Source organism: Blastococcus saxobsidens (assembly GCF_010682065.1).
GTDB classification, from domain to species: domain Bacteria; phylum Actinomycetota; class Actinomycetes; order Mycobacteriales; family Geodermatophilaceae; genus Blastococcus; species Blastococcus saxobsidens_B.
In genome coordinates this window covers 184,094-201,516 of record NZ_JAAGWG010000006.1, presented here as the reverse complement: position 1 = coordinate 201,516, position 17,423 = coordinate 184,094, and the positions used below count along the sequence as shown (strand labels likewise).

Here is a 17,423-nt window from a genome sequence, read left to right as displayed (position 1 = left end):
GATGCAGCTGGAGTCGATGTACCAGGAGATCATCCTGGACCACTACAAGAACCCCCACGGCCGCGGTCTGCGCGAGCCGTTCGAGGCCGAGGTGCACCACGTCAACCCGACCTGCGGTGACGAGGTGACCCTGCGGATCCACGTCCAGGGCGAGACGATCGCCGACGTGTCCTACGAGGGCATGGGCTGCTCGATCAGCCAGGCCTCGATCTCGGCGATGTACGACCTCGTCGTCGGCAAGACCGTGCCGCAGGCGCTGGAGACCGGCGAGCACTTCATGACCCTGATGCAGGCCAAGGGCGACCCGTCGGTCGCCGAGAAGCTCGAGGACGAGCTGGAGGACGCCGTCGCGTTCGCCGGTGTGTCGAAGTACCCCGCACGCATCAAGTGCGCGCTGATGAGCTGGATGGCGTTGAAGGACGCGTCCGCCCGAGCGCTGTCGGGCGCATCAGCCACCCACCCCGCCGCCCCGACTGGAGGCCAGTCATGAGCGAGACCACCGAGAACGCCACACCCGCCACCGACGGTGCGCCCGCCGACCTGCCGGCCTACAAGACGGCGCTGATCGAGGACCTCGAGGAGGCCATGCGCGACGTCGTCGACCCCGAGCTGGGCGTCAACGTCGTCGACCTCGGCCTCGTCTACGGCCTGGACGTCGACGAGTCCAACGTGGCGATCATCGACATGACGCTGACCTCGGCGGCCTGCCCGCTGACCGACGTCATCGAGGACCAGGCCCGCCAGGCCCTCACCGGTGGCCCCGGCCCCGGTCTGGTCGACGACATCCGGATCAACTGGGTCTGGATGCCGCCGTGGGGCCCCGACAAGATCACCGACGACGGCCGCGAGCAGCTCCGCGCGCTCGGCTTCCGCGTCTGACGAAGGACCCCTCGCTCCCCACCGCTCGCACGCTCGCGGCGGGCCCCTGCGAGGGGCCGACGGCCCGCGCCCTCCGGGGCGCGGGCCGTCGTCGTCGGTGGCACCGGATGGCACGTCGTCGCCGCTGACGTGGACCCGGACTGGGTCGCCGCGCAGGTCGCGCACGACCCGCTCGCCGCGCCACTGGGCGCCCGCTTCCTCGCCGCCCTGGCCGACCGGGTGGGTGCGGAGCCGGGGGTGCTCGACGCCGTCCTCGTCGCGCCCCCGCCCGGCGTCGTCCCGCAGCCGGACATCCCGCTGCAGGAGATGTCCGGCCCAGGGGCGACGCATCCGCGGGTGGAGCGGGCGCTGCTGCACCGCACCGACGTCCGGGTCCGGACGACGCCCGACGGGGCGGGGCTGGTCACGATCGGCCGCGGCGTGGCCGGACGCTGGGAGGTGAGCGTCGAGGTGGCGCCCGGGAGCCGGGGGAGAGGGCTGGGCACCGCCCTGGTCGCCGCCGCACCGGCGTCGGTCCCCGACGGCGCCCCGCTGTGGGCGCAGGTCGCGCCGGCGAACACCGCCTCGCTGCGCGCCTTCCTCGCCGCCGGCTACCGGCCCGTCGGCGCGGAGGTCCTCTTCGGCCCCTGACCGGTCAGCGCAGGCCGGAGAACGCCTCCTTCCGCACGCTGCCGTCGTAACCGCCGCGCGGTGCGCCCAGCCCGAACAGGGCTCCGACGGTCGGCGCGACGTCGATGGTCCGGGCCGGTGCCCCGCTGACGACGCCCCGGCGGACAAGCGGATGGCCGCCGGCGACCAGGAACGGGATCGGCTCGGTCACCGGGTGCCCGTGGTTGCCGGGGATGGGGTTGGCGAAGATCTCCGGGTCGCTGAACCGCCAGCCCGCCCGGCAGTAGGCGACCAGGTCGCCGGCCTCCGGCCCCAGCCCCAGCTCCCGAGGGGCGTGCACGGAGAGCACGCCGGGGTGCGCCGCGACGAGGCGCCGCACCTCGGCGAGGCCCGTGTCGCGGCGGGCGGCCGGTCCGGTCCAGTACAGGAGGTCCGCGCCGCCGTTCTGCGCGATCTGCACCGAGGACCGCAGCTCCGCCCGGCTCCGCAGGATCGCGTCGACGGAGATCACCCCGGTGGGCAGGGACCAGTCCATCGAGTGGTCGGCGAGGACCAGCAGCACGCTGGAGGACCAGCGTCCGGTGGCCTGCAGGTGGTCGACGAACCGGCCCACCTGCAGGTCGGTGCTGCGCAGCGCCAGGGTCCGGGCCACGCGGAGCGACGTCCCGGTGAGGTCGCTGTGCCCGACGCGGTCGGTGTCACCGAGGTTGACGAAGACCAGCTCCGGGTCGGCGGAGTCGACCATCGCCAGCAGCGCGTCCGTGGTCGCGACGTCCGGCGCGTGACCGGTGATCGGGAGGACCGGGAAGGGCTCCCACCGGTGCGTCGCCCGCTCCCCGAAGATGCCGTACAGGTACTCCTTGGACAGCACCGTCCCGGTGGTCCGGCCCCTGGCGGCCAGCCGCTCCAGCAGCGTGGGGAAGCGCAGGTCCGAGGGCCGGTCGAGGTCCCGCACCGCGCCCTCGGCGCGGTCGTAGACCGAGTTGGCCGGGACGCCGGACCGGTGCGGCCGGACGCCGGTCATCATCATCACGTGGTTCGGGATGGTCTCCATCACCGGCAGCGAGCGCGCTCCGGAGAACCAGGTGCCCTCGGTGCGCAGCCGGTGCAGCCGCGGCATCAGCAGGGGGGTCACCTCGTCGGGCCGCGTCCCGTCGACCACCAGCACGTACACGCGCAGCCGGCTGGTCGCCCGGGCCGCCGGGGCGCCCAGCGCCGTCGACAGCACGACCGTCCCACCGGTCGCCGCGGTCAGCTGGAGGAACCGCCGCCGGTCGAGCACGCCGCCGCTCACGAGAGCCGCCCCGCGGCCCGCTCGACGCGCGCGGTGCCGGCCGGCACCCGCACCGAGGTGGACCAGACGGCCGCGGCACGGGGGTCGGTGCGATCGGTGAGCACGAACCAGTCCATCTGGGCTCCCGCCTCGGTCAGCTCCAGCACGGAGAACCCGTGGGAGTCGAAGTCCAGGTACTTCACGTGCGTGTTGTTCACCTTCACCGCCGTCTCGACGGCCAGGGTCGCCGTCCGGGGCGGGGTGCCGAGGATGTCGTCGAGGTTGTCGCTGGTCACCGACGTGCAGACCAGCTCCACCCCGACGCTGTCGCCGGTGAGCGGGTAGGTCAGCGGGTCGGCGGGCAGCTCGCAGGCCCAGCCGGAGTGGATGTCCCCGGTCAGGAAGACGGCGTCGGTGATGCCGCGGTCCCGCAGATGGCTCAGCACCGCGGCGCGCTCGGCGGGGTAGCCGTCCCACTGGTCCACGTTGTACGGAACGCCGGCGACCGGCGGGACGGGCAGGTCGACCAGCTGCGCGATGCCCTCGACCGCCCGGGACTCCAGACCGTTCGGGAAGCGGACCGGGGCGATCATCACCGGGTTGCCGACGAGCTTCCACTGCACCTGCGGCTCGGCCAGCCCGTCGAGCAGGAACTGCAGCTGCTCGGGTCCGGCCATGGTCCGGCCGGGCGCGGACAACGCCGGGTCGACGGGGGAGGAGGGCTGCTGGTCGCGGTAGGTGCGCAGGTCGAGCATCGAGAGGGTGGCGAGCCGGCCGAAGCGCAGCCGCCGGTACAACTGCCCGCCGGGCTCGTACCGCACGGGCATCCACTCGGCGTAGGCCTGCTGGGCGGCGGCCCGCCGGGCCCGCCATGCGCCCTCGGCCCCCTCGGTGTGGTTCTCCGCCCCGCCGGACCACGCGTCGTTGGCCGACTCGTGGTCGTCCCAGGTGACCACCCACGGGGCCGCCGCGTGCAGGGCCTGGAGGTCGGGGTCGGTCTTGTACTGGGCGTGCCGGCGCCGGTAGTCGGCGAGGCCGACGATCTCGCGCGCCGGCTCGTGCGGACGCACCACGACGTCACGCGCCTGGTACTCGCCGGGCGCGTACTCGTAGAGGTAGTCGCCCAGGTGCACCACCAGGTCCAGGTCGCCACGGGCAGCGAGGTGCCGGTAGGCGGTGAACCAGCCGGCCTGCAGGTTCGCGCAGGAGACGACGGCCATCCGGAGGCGGGCCACCGGAGCCTCCGCCGCCGGCGCGGTGCGGGTCCGTCCCACCGGCGACGCCGTCCCGCGGCAGCGGAACCGGTACCAGTAGGTGGTCGCGGGCGACAGCCCGCCGGCGTCGACCTTGACCGTGTGGTCCCGTGCGGGCCCGGTGGAGGTGGTGCCCCGGCGCACGATCCGCCGGAAGCCCGGATCGGTGGCGACCTCCCAGCCGACGTCGACCGCCGGGCCGCGCCCGGAGCCCGGCGTCGCGGCCGGGGTCGGGGTCACGCGGGTCCAGAGCAGGACCGCGCCGGGCAGCGGGTCCCCGGAGGCGACCCCGTGCCGGAAGACCGGGGAGGACGCCTTCGGCGAGGCGGACGCGGGTCCGGTCGCCGCGACCGCGGCCAGCCCGGCCCCGGTGGCGGTGGCCAGCTGGAGGGCGCGGCGGCGCGTGAGGTGCACGTCGGGAGCGATCACGCCCTGCTAGATGGAGCGGACGGCGGAAAGGATGCGCGGGGCGACAGGAGTTCACCTCGCGTTCGCCGCGCGGACCTCCCGGATCAGCGCAGGTCGGCCAGGCGGGTGGCGAAGCCCGCGACCGGATGCCGCTCGCGCAGCATGCCGATCAGCAGCAGTCCGCTGCCCACCACGAGCGCCGTCGCCACCGGCCAGGGCAGTGCGCGGACCGCAAGCCCCAGTGCCAGCACCAGGGCGGTCCCCGAGCCGATCATGAGCGGCGCCCGGAGGCCCGCCCGGCCGCCGGCCACCATGGCGACGGCGGCCAGCGCCAGGACGAGCACGGCGCGCAGGGCGTCGGGGGTCACGACGGTGAGCACCGTGGACGGTGCGGCGGCCGTGACCAGGCCCGGGCCCCACGCCTGCCAGGACGGGTCGCGGACCAGGCCGCGGCCAGCCGCGAGCAGCAGCCCCGCGGCCGCCGGGAGGCTGTAGGCCTCCACCGCGCCGAGGTCGGCCAGGGCGGCCGCCAGCCAGCAGGCCAGCACGAGCTGGGCGGCTCCGATCCGCCAGCCCGCCGTCGCATCGGAGTCGTCGTCCGGGGCGCTCCCGGCCCGACCCGTCCACCACGCCCAGCCGAGCGTCGCCGCGCCCTGGACCGCGAGGTGCGCGGCCACCAGCCCGCGGTCACCCTCCACGACGAGGAGGACCACGGCGAGCACGGCGCAGGCCGCCGCGGCGACGGCCGTGGCGCGGCGGGAGTCGCGCTCCAGGCGCGCGGCGCTCAGCAGCGAGAACACGTACAGGGTCGTGAGGAGGCCGGCCACGACGGCGGGGGAGGCCCACCCGTCCGGCAGACCGAGCAGCGCTGCCCCGGCCAGGCAGCCCACCGCCGTCGGCGCGGCCACCGGTCGGTCGTCGCGGCGGAGCACCGCCACCCACGTGGTGGGGACGGCGGTGAGCAGGAGCAGGAGGGCGATCTCCGACCAGTGGGAGCCGTGGACCAGCCGCAGGATCGACAGCACCGTCAGCAGGACCCCGCCGCTCAGGGCGACCGGCAGCAACATCCCGCGCCGCCAGCCCGACAGCTCGGCGGCGGACGTGGCGGCGATCAGCACGCCCGCGAAGCCGGCGACCGCCACCGCGACGGGTCCGCCGGCCGAGCAGGCTCCGGCGACGGCCACGGCGGAGAGCGCACCGGCTGCGACCGGGACCAGCCGCGGCGGTCCCAGCAGCACGTCGAGCGGACGGCGCAGCCGGGCCAGCAGCAGCCCGGCGCCGGCGGCGACGACGAGGACCGCGGCCAGCCAGCGCTCCACGGCGGCGGCCGTCCAGGCCTCCTGGATGCCGCCGAGCACGCCGGCGGCCCACCACGGCGCCGTCGTCGCCATCGTCAGCCGCCCGACGAGCGGGCGGGCCCAGAGCGCGATCCCCAGCCCCACCAGGGACACGCCCAGGAGGAGTTCGGTGCGCAGCACCTCCGGCACCCCGTCGAGGACCCGGAGCACGGCCACCTGACCGGCGACCCACGCCGCGAGCGGCCACGCCGCGGGGGTGGGGGAGAAGCGGTGCAGCCCGAGGAAGACGCCGGCCAGGGCCAGCGGCAGCAGCGGTTCCCCGGTCGCAGGGGCGCCGGCGACGTCGCTGCCGGCCAGGCCCAGGCCGGCAGCGCTGGCGGCGAAGGTCTCCGCCGACGTGCGCAGCCCGGCGCGATCGGCACGGAGCGAGACGGCGGCGGCGACCGCGGCGAGCAGCAGGACCCCGGTCCGCACGAGCGGGCCGCCGTACGCGGACCCGAGTGCGGCACCCGCGCTCACCAGCAGGACGGCGCCCACGGCCAGCAGCACCTGCGGCGGGCGGGTGCGGTAGGGGAACGGCGGGACCGGTGCGGGCACCGGCACCGGCCGCGTCTGCTGCGTCCCCGACGTCACCGCAGCTCCGTGCCCGCGCAGGTGCCGCTCGAATCGCCGTCCGGCGCGCCGGGGACGGGGGGATGCCGTCGATGTCACCCCGAATGCGTTCGTGGTATCGGCCCCGGAGCGCCTACCCTGGGATCAGTGATCACCACGACCGGCCTCGAGTTGCGCGCCGGTGCCCGCATCCTCATCAGCGAGGCGAACCTGCGGGTGCAGCCCGGCGACCGCATCGGCCTGGTCGGGCGCAACGGCGCCGGCAAGACCACCACCCTCACCACGCTCGCCGCCGAACGCCTGCCGCACGCCGGCAAGGTGGAGGTCTCGGGCGAGATCGGCTACCTCCCGCAGGACCCGCGCAGCGGCGACCTCGACATCACCGCCAGCGACCGCGTCCTCTCCGGCCGCGGGCTGGACGTGCTGCGCAACCAGCTGGTCAAGGCGCAGGTCGCCATGGCCGAGCCCGCCGACGACGCCGAGCAGGACAAGGCCGTGCGCCGCTACGGCCGGCTGGAGGACCAGTTCGCCGCACTCGGTGGCTACGCCGCGGAGAGCGACGCCGCCCGCATCTGCACCAACCTCGGCCTGCCCGACCGGGTGCTCGCCCAGCCGCTGCGGACGCTGTCCGGTGGTCAGCGGCGCCGCGTCGAGCTCGCCCGCATCCTCTTCTCCGACGCCGAGACGCTGCTGCTCGACGAGCCGACCAACCACCTCGACGCGGACTCGATCACCTGGCTCAAGGGCTTCCTCTCCAGCCACCGCGGCGGACTGATCGTCATCAGCCACGACGTCGAGCTGCTCGAGGCCGTCGTCAACAAGGTCTGGCACCTGGACGCCAACCGCGCCACCGTCGACATCTACAACCTCGGCTGGAAGCGCTACCTGGACCAGCGCGAGACCGACGAGCGCCGGCGCAAGCAGGAGCGGGCCAACACCGAGCGCAAGATCGACACGCTCAACGCCCAGGCCGACAAGATGCGCGCCAAGGCCACCAAGGCCAAGGCCGCCAAGAGCATGGACAAGCGGGCCGAGCGGCTGGCCGCGGGGCTGGCCGACGTGCGGGTGGCGGACAAGGTCGCCAAGCTGCGCTTCCCGACGCCGGCGGCGTGTGGCAAGACGCCGCTGTTCGCCGAGGGATTGAGCAAGAGCTACGGCTCGCTGGAGATCTTCACCGACGTCGACCTGGCGGTGGACCGCGGAACCCGCGTCGTCGTCCTCGGGCTCAACGGCGCCGGGAAGACGACGCTGCTGCGGATGCTGGCCGGCACCGAGCACCCCGACACCGGCGAGGTCAAGGCCGGGCACGGCCTCCGGGTGGGCTACTACGCCCAGGAGCACGAGACCCTGGACATGGACCGCACGCTGCTGGAGAACATGCGCTCGGCGGCGCCGGACAGCACCGACACCGAGCTGCGGCGGATCCTCGGGGCGTTCCTCTTCTCCGGCGAGACCGTCGACCAGCGCACCGGCACCCTCTCCGGCGGCGAGCGCACCCGGCTGGCGATGGCCACGCTCGTCGTCTCCGGCGCCAACGTGCTGCTGCTGGACGAGCCGACCAACAACCTCGACCCGGCCAGCCGCGAGCAGGTGCTCGAGGCACTGCGCACCTACGCCGGCGCGATCGTGCTGGTCACCCACGACGAGGGCGCGGTCCGCGCGCTGGACCCCGACAAGGTCATCCTGCTGCCCGACGGCACCGAGGACGCCTGGAGCGAGGAGCTCGCCGACCTGGTCGAGCTCGCCTGACGGCCATGACACTGCGGTCCTCCGGACCGCACCGCGGCCACGTGTCGTCCCCACGACCGCGGAGCCGTTGAGTCGTTCCTGCGCGGACCCCTGCGGGGTCCACTCGGAACGACCGGACTCCTTCCGTGTCGGCCGCCCGCCGCGGCCCCGTACGGCCGATTCCGATCGTCCCGTTCACGTGGCCGACACCCACGGTCTGGGTGATCATGGGTTGGCGGGAGCCGTGGTCACCAGGACAGCGGCACCACGGCGACAGCCACGACCGGCCCGCCAGCGGGTCGGTCCCGCCGGCACCTGCTGGGGACGGCGGCTGACACGGAGGGGAGCCATGGCCGACGCGACAACTGCGGACCTCGGCAAGGGCAAGCGGATCACCGGGGGAGACCGGTCGACGCTCGCCGACGAGCTGCGCAAGCGGTACGACGAGGGCGAGAGCATCCGCTCGCTGGCCACCTCGACGAACCGGTCCTACGGGTTCGTCCACCGTCTCCTCTCCGAGTCCGGGGCCTCGCTGCGCAGCCGCGGCGGAGCGAACCGGAATAGTAAGAAGGCGTGACCTCCGACCCCACGAGCTCCCTGCCCGAGTCCGGATGGGTGCGGACCCAGCGTGACGGCGCCGTCCTCACCGTCACGCTGGACCGCCCCGACCAGCTGAACGCCCAGTTGCCGGCCACCTGGTCGGCCCTGGCCGACGTCGGCGCCTCCCTCGACGACGACGTCCGCGTCGTCGTCCTCCGGGGGGAGGGCCGGTCGTTCTCCGCCGGGCTGGACCGCAGCATGTTCGACACGTCGGCGACCGGCGGCGGCGGTCTCGGCGAACTGGTCGGCCTGCCGGTCGAGGAGGCGCAGGAGCGCATCCGCGGCTACCAGGACGGCTTCCGCTGGCTGCGCTCGCCCGGCATCGTCTCGGTCGCCGCGGTGCAGGGGCACGCCATCGGGGCGGGCGCGCAGCTCGCCCTGGCCTGCGACCTGCGGGTGATGGCCGACGACGCGCAGCTGCGGCTGCCCGAGGTGACGCTGGGCCTGGTGCCGGATCTGACCGGCACCAGCACCCTGGTGGAGCTGGTCGGGTACTCGCGTGCCCTGGAGATGTGCCTGACCGGGCGGGCCGTGGGCGCGACGGAGGCGCAGGCCATCGGGTTGGCCACGCTCGTCGTCGGGCGCGGTGAGCTCGACGGCGCCGTCGCCGACCTGGTGCAGGCGCTGCTGGCCCCGCCGGTCGGCGCCAGCCGCGCCACGACCGCCCTGGTCCGGTCGGCCGTCCGCAACGACTTCCCGACCCAGGACGCCGCAGAGCGGGTCGCCCAGGTGCAGCGGCTGCACGATCTCGTCAGCGGTCGCTGAGAGGCTCTTCGGAACAAGCGCGGGAGCGCCCCGGTTGGCACGAGCGGCCGGGGCGCTACCGGCGGACCCGAGGAGGTGGGATGGACGGCCAACCCATGACCTCCATGGCCGCGATGCGGTCGTTCCGGCGGGACCCGTCGGTCACCGCGCGGCAGCTGCCCAAGGGCACGGTCCGGCGGATCCTGGGCATCGCCCGGCCCTACCGGCGTGAGCTGTCGTTCTTCCTGGCGCTGGTCGTCGGCTCCTCGATCATCGGTGTCATCACCCCGCTGCTCGCCGGCGACATCGTCAACAGGATCGCCCGCCTCGAGGGCACCACCGGCGGCATCGTGCGGATCGCGCTGGTCATCGCCGCCCTGGCCGTCGTCGACGCGGGCATCTCGCTGGGCACCAGGTGGTTCTCCGCCCGGATCGGCGAGGGCGTCATCTACGACCTGCGCAGCCGCGTGTTCGAGCACGTGCAGCAGATGCCGGTCGCCTTCTTCACCCGCACGCAGACCGGTGCGCTGGTCAGCCGGCTCAACAACGACGTGGTCGGCGCCCAGCAGGCGTTCACCTCGACGCTGTCCGGCGTCGTCTCCAACGTCATCGGGCTGGTGCTCACCGCCGGTGTCATGTTCACGCTGTCCTGGCAGATCACCCTGCTCTCGCTGGTCCTCGTGCCGCTGTTCGTCCTGCCCGCCCGCCGCATCGGCAGCCGGCTGCAGGAGATCACCCGGGAGTCGTACTCGCTCAACGCGTCGATGAACGCGACGATGACCGAGCGGTTCAACGTCGCCGGCGCGCTGCTGGTCAAGCTGTTCGGCCGACCGGCCGTGGAGGCCGACTCCTTCCGCGGGCGGGCCGCGCGGGTGCGCGACATCGGCGTCCTGTCGGCCATGTACGGCCGGACCTTCTTCGTCGCCCTGACCCTGGTCGCCGCCCTGGCCACCGCCCTGGTCTACGGGCTCGGCGGCTGGCTGGCGTTCACCGGCGACCTGAGCCCCGGCGACGTCGTCGCGCTGGCCCTGCTGCTGTCCCGGCTCTACGGCCCGCTCACCGCGCTGGCCAACGTCCGGGTCGACGTGATGAGTGCGATGGTGAGCTTCGACCGCGTCTTCGAGGTCCTCGACCTGCCGCCGATGATCCGGGAGGCCCCCGACGCCGTCGCCGTCCCGGCGGGGGACCGGTCGATCGAGTTCGACTCCGTGTCGTTCAGCTACCCGGCCGGGTCCGACGTCTCGCTGCCGTCACTGGAAGAGGTGTCGCTGCCCGAGCACGGTGGGCCGGTCGACGTGCTCCACGAGATCTCCTTCCGCGTGGCGCCCGGCCAGCTCGTGGCCCTGGTCGGGCACTCCGGCGCCGGCAAGTCGACCATCGCGCACCTGGTGCCGCGGCTGTACGACGTCACCGGTGGCGCGGTCCGGGTCGGCGGCGTCGACGTCCGCCGGGCGACCTTCGCCTCCCTGCAGGACGCGATCGGCGTCGTCAGCCAGGACTCGCACCTCTTCCACGACACGATGCGCGCCAACCTGCTGTACGCCCGGCCGGACGCCACCGACGAGCAGGTGTGGGACGCCCTCACCGGCGCCCGGATCGCCGACCTCGTGCGGGCGCTGCCGGAGGGGCTGGACACCGTCGTGGGGGACCGCGGCTACCGGCTCTCCGGCGGGGAGAAGCAACGGCTGGCGATCGCCCGCGTGCTGCTGAAGGCCCCGGGGATCGTGATCCTCGACGAGGCGACGGCCCACCTGGACAGCGAGTCGGAGGCGGCGGTCCAGCACGCCCTGGACACCGCGCTGGCCGGTCGCACCTCGCTGGTCATCGCGCACCGGTTGTCCACCATCCGCAGCGCCGACCAGATCCTCGTCGTCGACGACGGGCGGATCGTGGAGTCCGGCACTCACGAGGAACTGCTCACCCGGGGCGGCCGGTACGCCGACCTGTACCGGACGCAGTTCGCCGAGAAGGAGCAGGACCGGATCGTCGTGGGGTGAACCTGAACCCGAGGCTTGCCGGTGGCGCTGCGCGCACGACCGAGCACAACCGGTCGCGGGCGCTCGGGGAACGGCAGAAACCGCTGGTGGTGCGGCGGAGAACACCGGCGAGCGTCGGACGGTCCGTCCCGCTGGAGCACTAGCGTCACTCCTGTCCCGGGCGGCCGCTGCCGGGGCACGTGACCGGGCTGGCGCGGTCACGAAGGAACTTGAGCACCGTCGGGACGCACCGACGAACGCCAGCGAGGAGGAGACGTGACCGCAGCGCACCCGCAGGACGCCCAGATCCGCTCGCTGTACGCGCAGTTCGTCGACGGCTGGAACCGGCGCAGCGGCGCGGCGGTGGCGGCCGGGTTCGCCGACGACGGCGACATCATCGGCTTCGACGGCACCCACCATCGCGGCCGGCTGTCCATCGCCGCCGACCTCCGCCAGGTGTTCGGCACGCACGAGACCCCGGCCTACGTGGCCGTGGTCCGCTCGGTGCGCCCGGTGGGACCCGGCGTCGCGATGCTCACCGCCCACGCGGGGATGATCCCGGCCAACGGCAACGACCTGGACCCGTCGCTCAACGCCGTCCACACGATGATCGCCGTCGACGAGGGCCGGGGCCGCTGGCGGATCTCGCTGTTCCAGGCCACGCCCGCCGCCTGGGACCAGCACCCCGAGGCCCGGGAGGCGCTCACCGAGGAGCTGCGAGGCCTGCTCATCCCGCAGTGACGCCGGCGGTCAGCCGACGGTCGCGTCCACGGTGACGACGTCGGTCTGCCGGACGACGGCCGCGCCGCCGACCCGGCCGACGTCGGCGACCACGCCACCGGACACGTTGAGCGCGATCTCCATGGCCGGGGCCGGCCCGACGACGCGGAACTCGTAGGGGCTGTCCAGCGGGACGCCGTCGATGCGGAGGTTCCCCGGCGAGCCGGTGACGGCGCTGGAGACGACGACGCGCACGCCGTCGATCTCCATGGCCTCCGCGCCGGCGCCGCGCAGCTCCTGGATGGCGCCGAGGACCACCGAGGTGGGGACGGCGCCGTCGGGGTCCTGGATGGTCATGACGATGCCCGGACCGCTGGCCGGCAGCGTGCCGTTGAGGATCCCGATGGCCTCCGCGCGGGCCCGCGCCTCCTCCGCGGCCCGGCCGGACTTCTGCTGGCCGGTGGACAGCTCCTCGACGGTCTGCCGCGTCTGGGAGAGCTGTCGTCGCAGCTGCTCCTCGCGGGAGTCGAGCTCGTCGAGGATGAGGACCAGGTCCTCCTCGCGGCTCACGACGGGGGTGTCCGGCTCGCTGGTGCTGCGGATCTGCACGGTCAGGGCGAAGCCCAGGACGAGCGCGACCACGGTGCTGGCGGCCACCGCCATCGGGCGGCTCCAGGCGCGGGAGCGCCCTGACCCTCTACCTGAGGTCGAGTCCTGCTGCGTGGTGGCAGGCTCGCCATCGCCGTCGGCCCCGTCCTCGGTCGGCGCGTCCTCGGCCGGCACGTCCTCGGCCTCGCTCGCGGCGCCCGCCGCCACGGGGGCCTCGGGATCCGCGTCGTCCGGCCGCGGCTCAGGAGTTGCGCGCGACGTGGCCGACGTGTCGTCGGCGTGCGGGCGCGGCGTCCCGTCGTCGGTCGTCGACTCCTCGTCCATCGCGTCCAGCCTAGGTCAGCCGGACAGGCGCCGGCGGTAGCCGGCGGGCACGGCGCAACCTCGGCTCAGCGGGAGCTGGGCGAACGACCGGACCCCGGGGCGGCCTCCGACCGGAGCAGCGGCAGCGTCCGCCAGGGGACGACGCAGGAGAGCGCGACGACGCTCGTCGAGCGCACGACGGACGCCGAGCGGTTCAGCTGCACCAGGATCTGCTGCAGCGACTCGTGCGAGGAGGCCGCGACCCGGCAGATGACGTCGCCACTCCCGGTGGTCGCGTGCGCCTCGAGGATGCCCGGGATGGCGGCGAGCTCGCGGTGCACCTCCTCGAGCGCGCCCTGGGCGATCTCCAGGGTGACGAACGCCTGCACGCCGAAGCCGGCCGCCGTCACGTCGATCTCCGGGCCGAACCCCGAGACGACGCCGGCCCGTTCCAGTCGCTGCAGCCGCGCGGTCGCCGTCGCCCGGGCGACGCCGACGATCCGGGCGATCTCCTGCAGGCCGGTGCGCGGGTGGTCGTGCAGCGCCTCCAGCAGGGCGACGTCGAGCATGTCGAGTGCTGCTTCCGGCACGGCCGGCTCCGATCTGCAGATGCGACGTCGAGGTGTGCAGTCTGCCCAGTAGACGGGCGGCCCGGCTAGCCATGCTGGGCAGTCGTGCCGGTTCGAGGCAGGGAGGTTGCGCAGCAGTCCGCCCAGGGTGTCGGGTGACCTGGGACACAGGACGGACGCAGGGCGGAGGAGTTCCGGTGACGCTGGAGCAGGCACTGAACGACGAGGAGCGGCTGGCGGACCTGGACCTCGACCAGCTGAAGCAGCTGGTCGGGCTGGTCGAGTACGACGCGTCGGCCGACCCGTTCCCGGTCACCGGCTGGGACGCGCTGGTCTGGGTCGTCGGCAACGCGGTGCAGACGGCGCACTTCTTCCAGTCCGCCTTCGGCATGGAGCTGGTCGCCTACTCCGGCCCTGAGACGGGCAACCGGGACCACCACTCCTTCGTGCTGACCTCCGGCGCCGCGCGCTTCGTCGTCCAGGGGGCGTACGACCCGGCCAGCCCGCTGGCCGACCACCACCGCCGGCACGGCGACGGCATCGTCGACATCGCCCTCGCCGTCCCCGACGTCGACCGGTGCGTGGCGCACGCCGCCGCGCAGGGGGCCGTCGTGCTGGAGCGGCCGCGGGACCTCACCGACGAGCACGGCACGGTCCGGATCGCCGCCATCGCGGCCTACGGCGACACCCGGCACACGCTGGTCGACCGGTCCCGGTACGCCGGGCCCTACCTGCCCGGGTACGTGGCCCGCCGGTCGTCGTTCGTGAAGCGGCCCGGCGCACCCCGGCGGCTCTTCCAGGCGGTCGACCACGTCGTCGGCAACGTGGAGCTCGGCGCCATGGACCGGTGGGTGGACTTCTACAACCGCGTCATGGGCTTCACCAACATGGCCGAGTTCATCGGGGACGACATCGCCACCGACTACTCGGCGCTGATGAGCAAGGTCGTCGCCAACGGCAATCACCGGGTCAAGTTCCCGCTCAACGAGCCGGCGCTGGGCAAGAAGAAGTCGCAGATCGACGAGTACCTGGAGTTCTACGGCGGTCCGGGGGCGCAGCACGTCGCGCTCGCCACCAACGACATCCTGACCACGGTGGACGCGATGCGGGCCGAGGGCGTGGAGTTCCTGTCGACGCCGGCGTCCTACTACGAGGACCCGGAGCTGCGGGCCCGGATCGGCGACGTCCGGGTGCCCATCGAGCAGCTGCAGCAACGGGGGATCCTGGTCGACCGCGACGAGGACGGCTACCTGCTGCAGATCTTCACCAGGCCCACCGGCGACCGGCCCACCGTGTTCTTCGAGCTGATCGAGCGGCACGGCTCGCTGGGCTTCGGCAAGGGCAACTTCAAGGCACTGTTCGAGGCGATCGAGCGCGATCAGGAACGGCGCGGCAACTTCTGAGCTTTTCCGCGGAAAAGCACGCGAGGGGACCGAGATGGCGCACTACCGGCAGGTGGGCGAGGTGCCGCGGAAGCGGCACACCCAGTTCCGCCGTCCCGACGGGCGGCTGTACTCCGAGGAGCTGATGGGGGAGGAGGGCTTCTCCTCCGACAGTTCGCTCCTCTACCACCGCGGCGTGCCCTCCTCCCTGGTCGACGCCCGGCCGTGGGGGATGCCCGACCAGACGACGACGCCGAACAGCCCGCTGGTGCCCCGGCACCTGAAGCTGCACGACCTCTTCCCGGGCGAGGAACACAAGGCGGTGGACCCGGTCACCGGCCGTCGGCTGGTCCTGGGCAACGCCGACGTCCGCATCTCCTACGCCGTGAGCAGCCTGACCAGCCCGCTGTACCGCAACGCCGTCGGTGACGAGTGCGTCTTCGTCGAGCGCGGGACCGCGACGGTCGAGACGGTCTTCGGCGCGCTGGACGTCGGGCCGGGCGACTACGTCGTCCTGCCGCGGGCGACGACGCACCGCTGGGTCCTGACCGGCGACGAGCCGCTGCGCACCTACGCCATCGAGGCGAGCGGCCACATCGCCCCGCCGAAGCGCTACCTGTCCCGGTACGGGCAGTTCCTCGAGCACGCGCCCTACTGCGAGCGGGACCTGCGGGTGCCGGCCGGACCGCTGCTGGCCGAGGGCACCGACGTCGAGGTGTACGTGAAGCACCGCGGCGAGGGGCCCGGTGGGCTGGCCGGCACGGTGCACGTCGTGCCGGAGCACCCGTTCGACGTCGTCGGCTGGGACGGCTGCCTCTACCCGTACGTCTTCGACGTCGCCGACTTCGAGCCGATCACCGGCCGGGTGCACCAGCCCCCGCCGGTGCACCAGGTGTTCGAGGGGCCGAACTTCGTCATCTGCAACTTCGTGCCGCGCAAGGTCGACTACCACCCGCTCGCGGTGCCGGTGCCGTACTACCACTCGAACGTCGACTCCGACGAGATCATGTTCTACGTGGCCGGCGACTACGAGGCGCGCAAGGGCTCGGGCATCGGCAGGGGGTCGGTGACCGTGCACCCCGGCGGGCACTCGCACGGGCCGCAGCCGGCCGCGGTCGAGGCGTCGCTGGGCGCCGAGCGCTTCGACGAACTGGCCGTCATGGTCGACACCTTCCGGCCGCTGGGCCTGGGGGAGGGCGGCACGGCGGTCGACGACGGCCGCTACGCCTGGTCCTGGTCGGGCCGCGGGCCCGCATGACCTGGGTCGAGCTGCCGGAGGACACCGGGTTCGGCATCGACAACCTGCCGATGGGGGTCTTCCTCGGTGGTGGGCGGCCCGGGTTCCGGCACGGCGTCCGCATCGGCGACCGCGTGCTCGACCTGGCCGCCGTGACCGAGCTGCCGGTGCACCGGACCGGCACGCTCGACCGGTTCCTGGTCGCCGGTCCGGACGCCTGGCGCATCCTGCGCGAGCAGGTGACCGACTGGTTGACCGACGAGCGGCACCGGGCCCGCGTCGAGCCGCACCTGCTACCGCTCGACGGCGTGCGGATGTGCCGCCCGATCGGCGTGCCGAACTACGTCGACTTCTACAGCTCGAAGGCGCACGCCGAGAACGTCGGCCGGCTGTTCCGCCCGGACGGCGACCCGCTGCCGCCGAACTGGCGGCACCTGCCGATCGGCTACCACGGGCGCGCCGGCACGGTGGAGGTGTCGGGCACCCCGGTCGTCCGCCCCTGCGGGCAGCTGGGCCCGCCGACCGACGGGCTGCCGCCGTTCGGCCCGACCGCCCGGCTGGACTTCGAGGCCGAGGTCGGCTTCGTGGTCGGCGCCCCCTCGGAACCGGGGGAGCGGGTGCGGGTGGCCGACGTCGCCGAGCACGTGTTCGGTGTCTGCCTGGTCAACGACTGGTCGGCCCGCGACCTGCAGGCATGGGAGTACCAGCCGCTCGGTCCGTTCCTCGGCAAGTCGTTCCAGACCTCGATGTCGCCGTGGATCGTGCCGCTGGCCGCCCTCGAGGCGGCCCGGGTGACGCCGCCGCCCCGCGATACCGAGCTGTTGCCCTACCTGCGCGACGACGACGCCCCGTGGGGGCTGGACCTCACGCTCGCGGTGCGGATCAACGGGCAGCTGGTCAGCCGGCCGCCCTTCCGCGACATGTACTGGACGCCGGCCCAGCAGCTCGCGCACCTGACCGTGAACGGCGCCTCGACTCTGCCCGGCGAGCTGTTCGCCTCGGGCACGGTCAGCGGCGCCTCCCCCGACCAGTGGGGCTCGCTGCTGGAGCTGACCGCGAACGGCGCGCATCCGCTCACGCTCGCCGACGGCTCGACCCGCACCTTCCTCGAGGACGGCGACACGGTCGCGATCACCGCGACCGCTCCGGGGCCGGGCGGCTCCCGCATCGACCTCGGCGAGGTGAGCGGCGAGATCCTGCCGACGCGGCCCTGATCGGGATGG

Annotated in this window: 16 protein-coding genes; 11 read left to right on the top strand and 5 right to left on the bottom strand. The window is 73.8% G+C overall.

The window, feature by feature from the left end; all coding sequences use genetic code 11:
* Position 1 precedes the first annotated feature (1 nt).
* The 3 genes from sufU (at position 2) to GCU60_RS05140 (ending at position 1,509) form a co-directional block, all read left to right on the top strand.
* Positions 2-490, top strand: coding sequence for a Fe-S cluster assembly sulfur transfer protein SufU (sufU, locus tag GCU60_RS05150; RefSeq protein WP_163202834.1), 489 nt, complete (start codon positions 2-4; stop codon positions 488-490).
* Positions 487-879, top strand: a complete 393-nt coding sequence (locus GCU60_RS05145; protein ID WP_163202832.1) for a metal-sulfur cluster assembly factor — start codon at positions 487-489, stop codon at positions 877-879. Before sufU ends, GCU60_RS05145 begins: the two co-directional genes overlap by 4 nt.
* 129 nt (positions 880-1,008) lie before the next feature.
* The gene (locus tag GCU60_RS05140; RefSeq protein ID WP_163202830.1) at positions 1,009-1,509 is read left to right on the top strand and encodes a GNAT family N-acetyltransferase; all 501 of its coding nucleotides are present in this window, start codon (positions 1,009-1,011) and stop codon (positions 1,507-1,509) included.
* A 4-nt stretch (positions 1,510-1,513) separates the two neighbouring features.
* Here GCU60_RS05140 and GCU60_RS19800 read toward each other — a convergent pair whose 3' ends face one another.
* From GCU60_RS19800 to GCU60_RS05125, 3 genes are all read right to left on the bottom strand, one after another.
* Positions 1,514-2,782 (bottom strand): alkaline phosphatase family protein, encoded by a 1,269-nt coding sequence (locus GCU60_RS19800; protein ID WP_204261455.1) that lies wholly within the window; start codon positions 2,780-2,782, stop codon positions 1,514-1,516.
* Positions 2,779-4,443 (bottom strand): alkaline phosphatase D family protein, encoded by a 1,665-nt coding sequence (locus GCU60_RS05130; RefSeq protein WP_163202828.1) that lies wholly within the window; start codon positions 4,441-4,443, stop codon positions 2,779-2,781. Before GCU60_RS05130 ends, GCU60_RS19800 begins: the two co-directional genes overlap by 4 nt.
* A gap of 83 nt (positions 4,444-4,526) precedes the next feature.
* The gene (locus GCU60_RS05125; RefSeq protein ID WP_163202826.1) at positions 4,527-6,353 is read right to left on the bottom strand and encodes an SCO7613 C-terminal domain-containing membrane protein; all 1,827 of its coding nucleotides are present in this window, start codon (positions 6,351-6,353) and stop codon (positions 4,527-4,529) included.
* A 126-nt stretch (positions 6,354-6,479) separates the two neighbouring features.
* On the opposite strand from GCU60_RS05125, the gene GCU60_RS05120 reads away from it, so the two are divergent.
* The 5 genes from GCU60_RS05120 (at position 6,480) to GCU60_RS05100 (ending at position 12,121) form a co-directional block, all read left to right on the top strand.
* Entirely contained in the window at positions 6,480-8,081 is a 1,602-nt protein-coding gene (locus GCU60_RS05120) for an ATP-binding cassette domain-containing protein (RefSeq protein ID WP_163202824.1), read from the top strand.
* Between the two features lie 328 nt (positions 8,082-8,409).
* Complete coding sequence (locus tag GCU60_RS05115) at positions 8,410-8,637, top strand: helix-turn-helix domain-containing protein (RefSeq protein ID WP_163202822.1); 228 nt, start codon at positions 8,410-8,412, stop codon at positions 8,635-8,637.
* Positions 8,634-9,425 (top strand): enoyl-CoA hydratase/isomerase family protein, encoded by a 792-nt coding sequence (locus GCU60_RS05110; protein WP_345770403.1) that lies wholly within the window; start codon positions 8,634-8,636, stop codon positions 9,423-9,425. The genes GCU60_RS05115 and GCU60_RS05110 overlap by 4 nt, the downstream gene beginning before the upstream one ends.
* Before the next feature lie 80 nt (positions 9,426-9,505).
* Entirely contained in the window at positions 9,506-11,401 is a 1,896-nt protein-coding gene (locus GCU60_RS05105; protein WP_163202820.1) for an ABC transporter ATP-binding protein, read from the top strand.
* A 255-nt stretch (positions 11,402-11,656) separates the two neighbouring features.
* Positions 11,657-12,121, top strand: coding sequence for an SgcJ/EcaC family oxidoreductase (locus GCU60_RS05100; RefSeq protein WP_163202818.1), 465 nt, complete (start codon positions 11,657-11,659; stop codon positions 12,119-12,121).
* Positions 12,122-12,130: 9 nt separating this feature from the next.
* On the opposite strand, the gene GCU60_RS05095 is transcribed toward GCU60_RS05100, so the two are convergent.
* Positions 12,131-13,033, bottom strand: coding sequence for a DUF881 domain-containing protein (locus tag GCU60_RS05095; protein WP_163202817.1), 903 nt, complete (start codon positions 13,031-13,033; stop codon positions 12,131-12,133).
* A gap of 65 nt (positions 13,034-13,098) precedes the next feature.
* Positions 13,099-13,602 carry an Lrp/AsnC family transcriptional regulator gene (locus GCU60_RS05090; RefSeq protein WP_345770402.1) on the bottom strand — a complete coding sequence of 168 codons (504 nt, stop codon included), beginning with the start codon at positions 13,600-13,602 and terminating at the stop codon, positions 13,099-13,101.
* A 176-nt stretch (positions 13,603-13,778) separates the two neighbouring features.
* On the opposite strand from GCU60_RS05090, the gene hppD reads away from it, so the two are divergent.
* From hppD to fahA, 3 genes are read left to right on the top strand one after another with little or no spacing between them, the layout of a single operon-like run.
* Positions 13,779-14,984, top strand: coding sequence for a 4-hydroxyphenylpyruvate dioxygenase (gene hppD, locus GCU60_RS05085; protein ID WP_163202816.1), 1,206 nt, complete (start codon positions 13,779-13,781; stop codon positions 14,982-14,984).
* Positions 14,985-15,018: 34 nt separating this feature from the next.
* Positions 15,019-16,221 (top strand): homogentisate 1,2-dioxygenase, encoded by a 1,203-nt coding sequence (locus tag GCU60_RS05080; RefSeq protein WP_163202815.1) that lies wholly within the window; start codon positions 15,019-15,021, stop codon positions 16,219-16,221.
* Positions 16,218-17,414, top strand: coding sequence for a fumarylacetoacetase (gene fahA, locus GCU60_RS05075; protein ID WP_163202814.1), 1,197 nt, complete (start codon positions 16,218-16,220; stop codon positions 17,412-17,414). The genes GCU60_RS05080 and fahA overlap by 4 nt, the downstream gene beginning before the upstream one ends.
* The last annotated feature ends 9 nt before the right edge of the window (positions 17,415-17,423 follow it).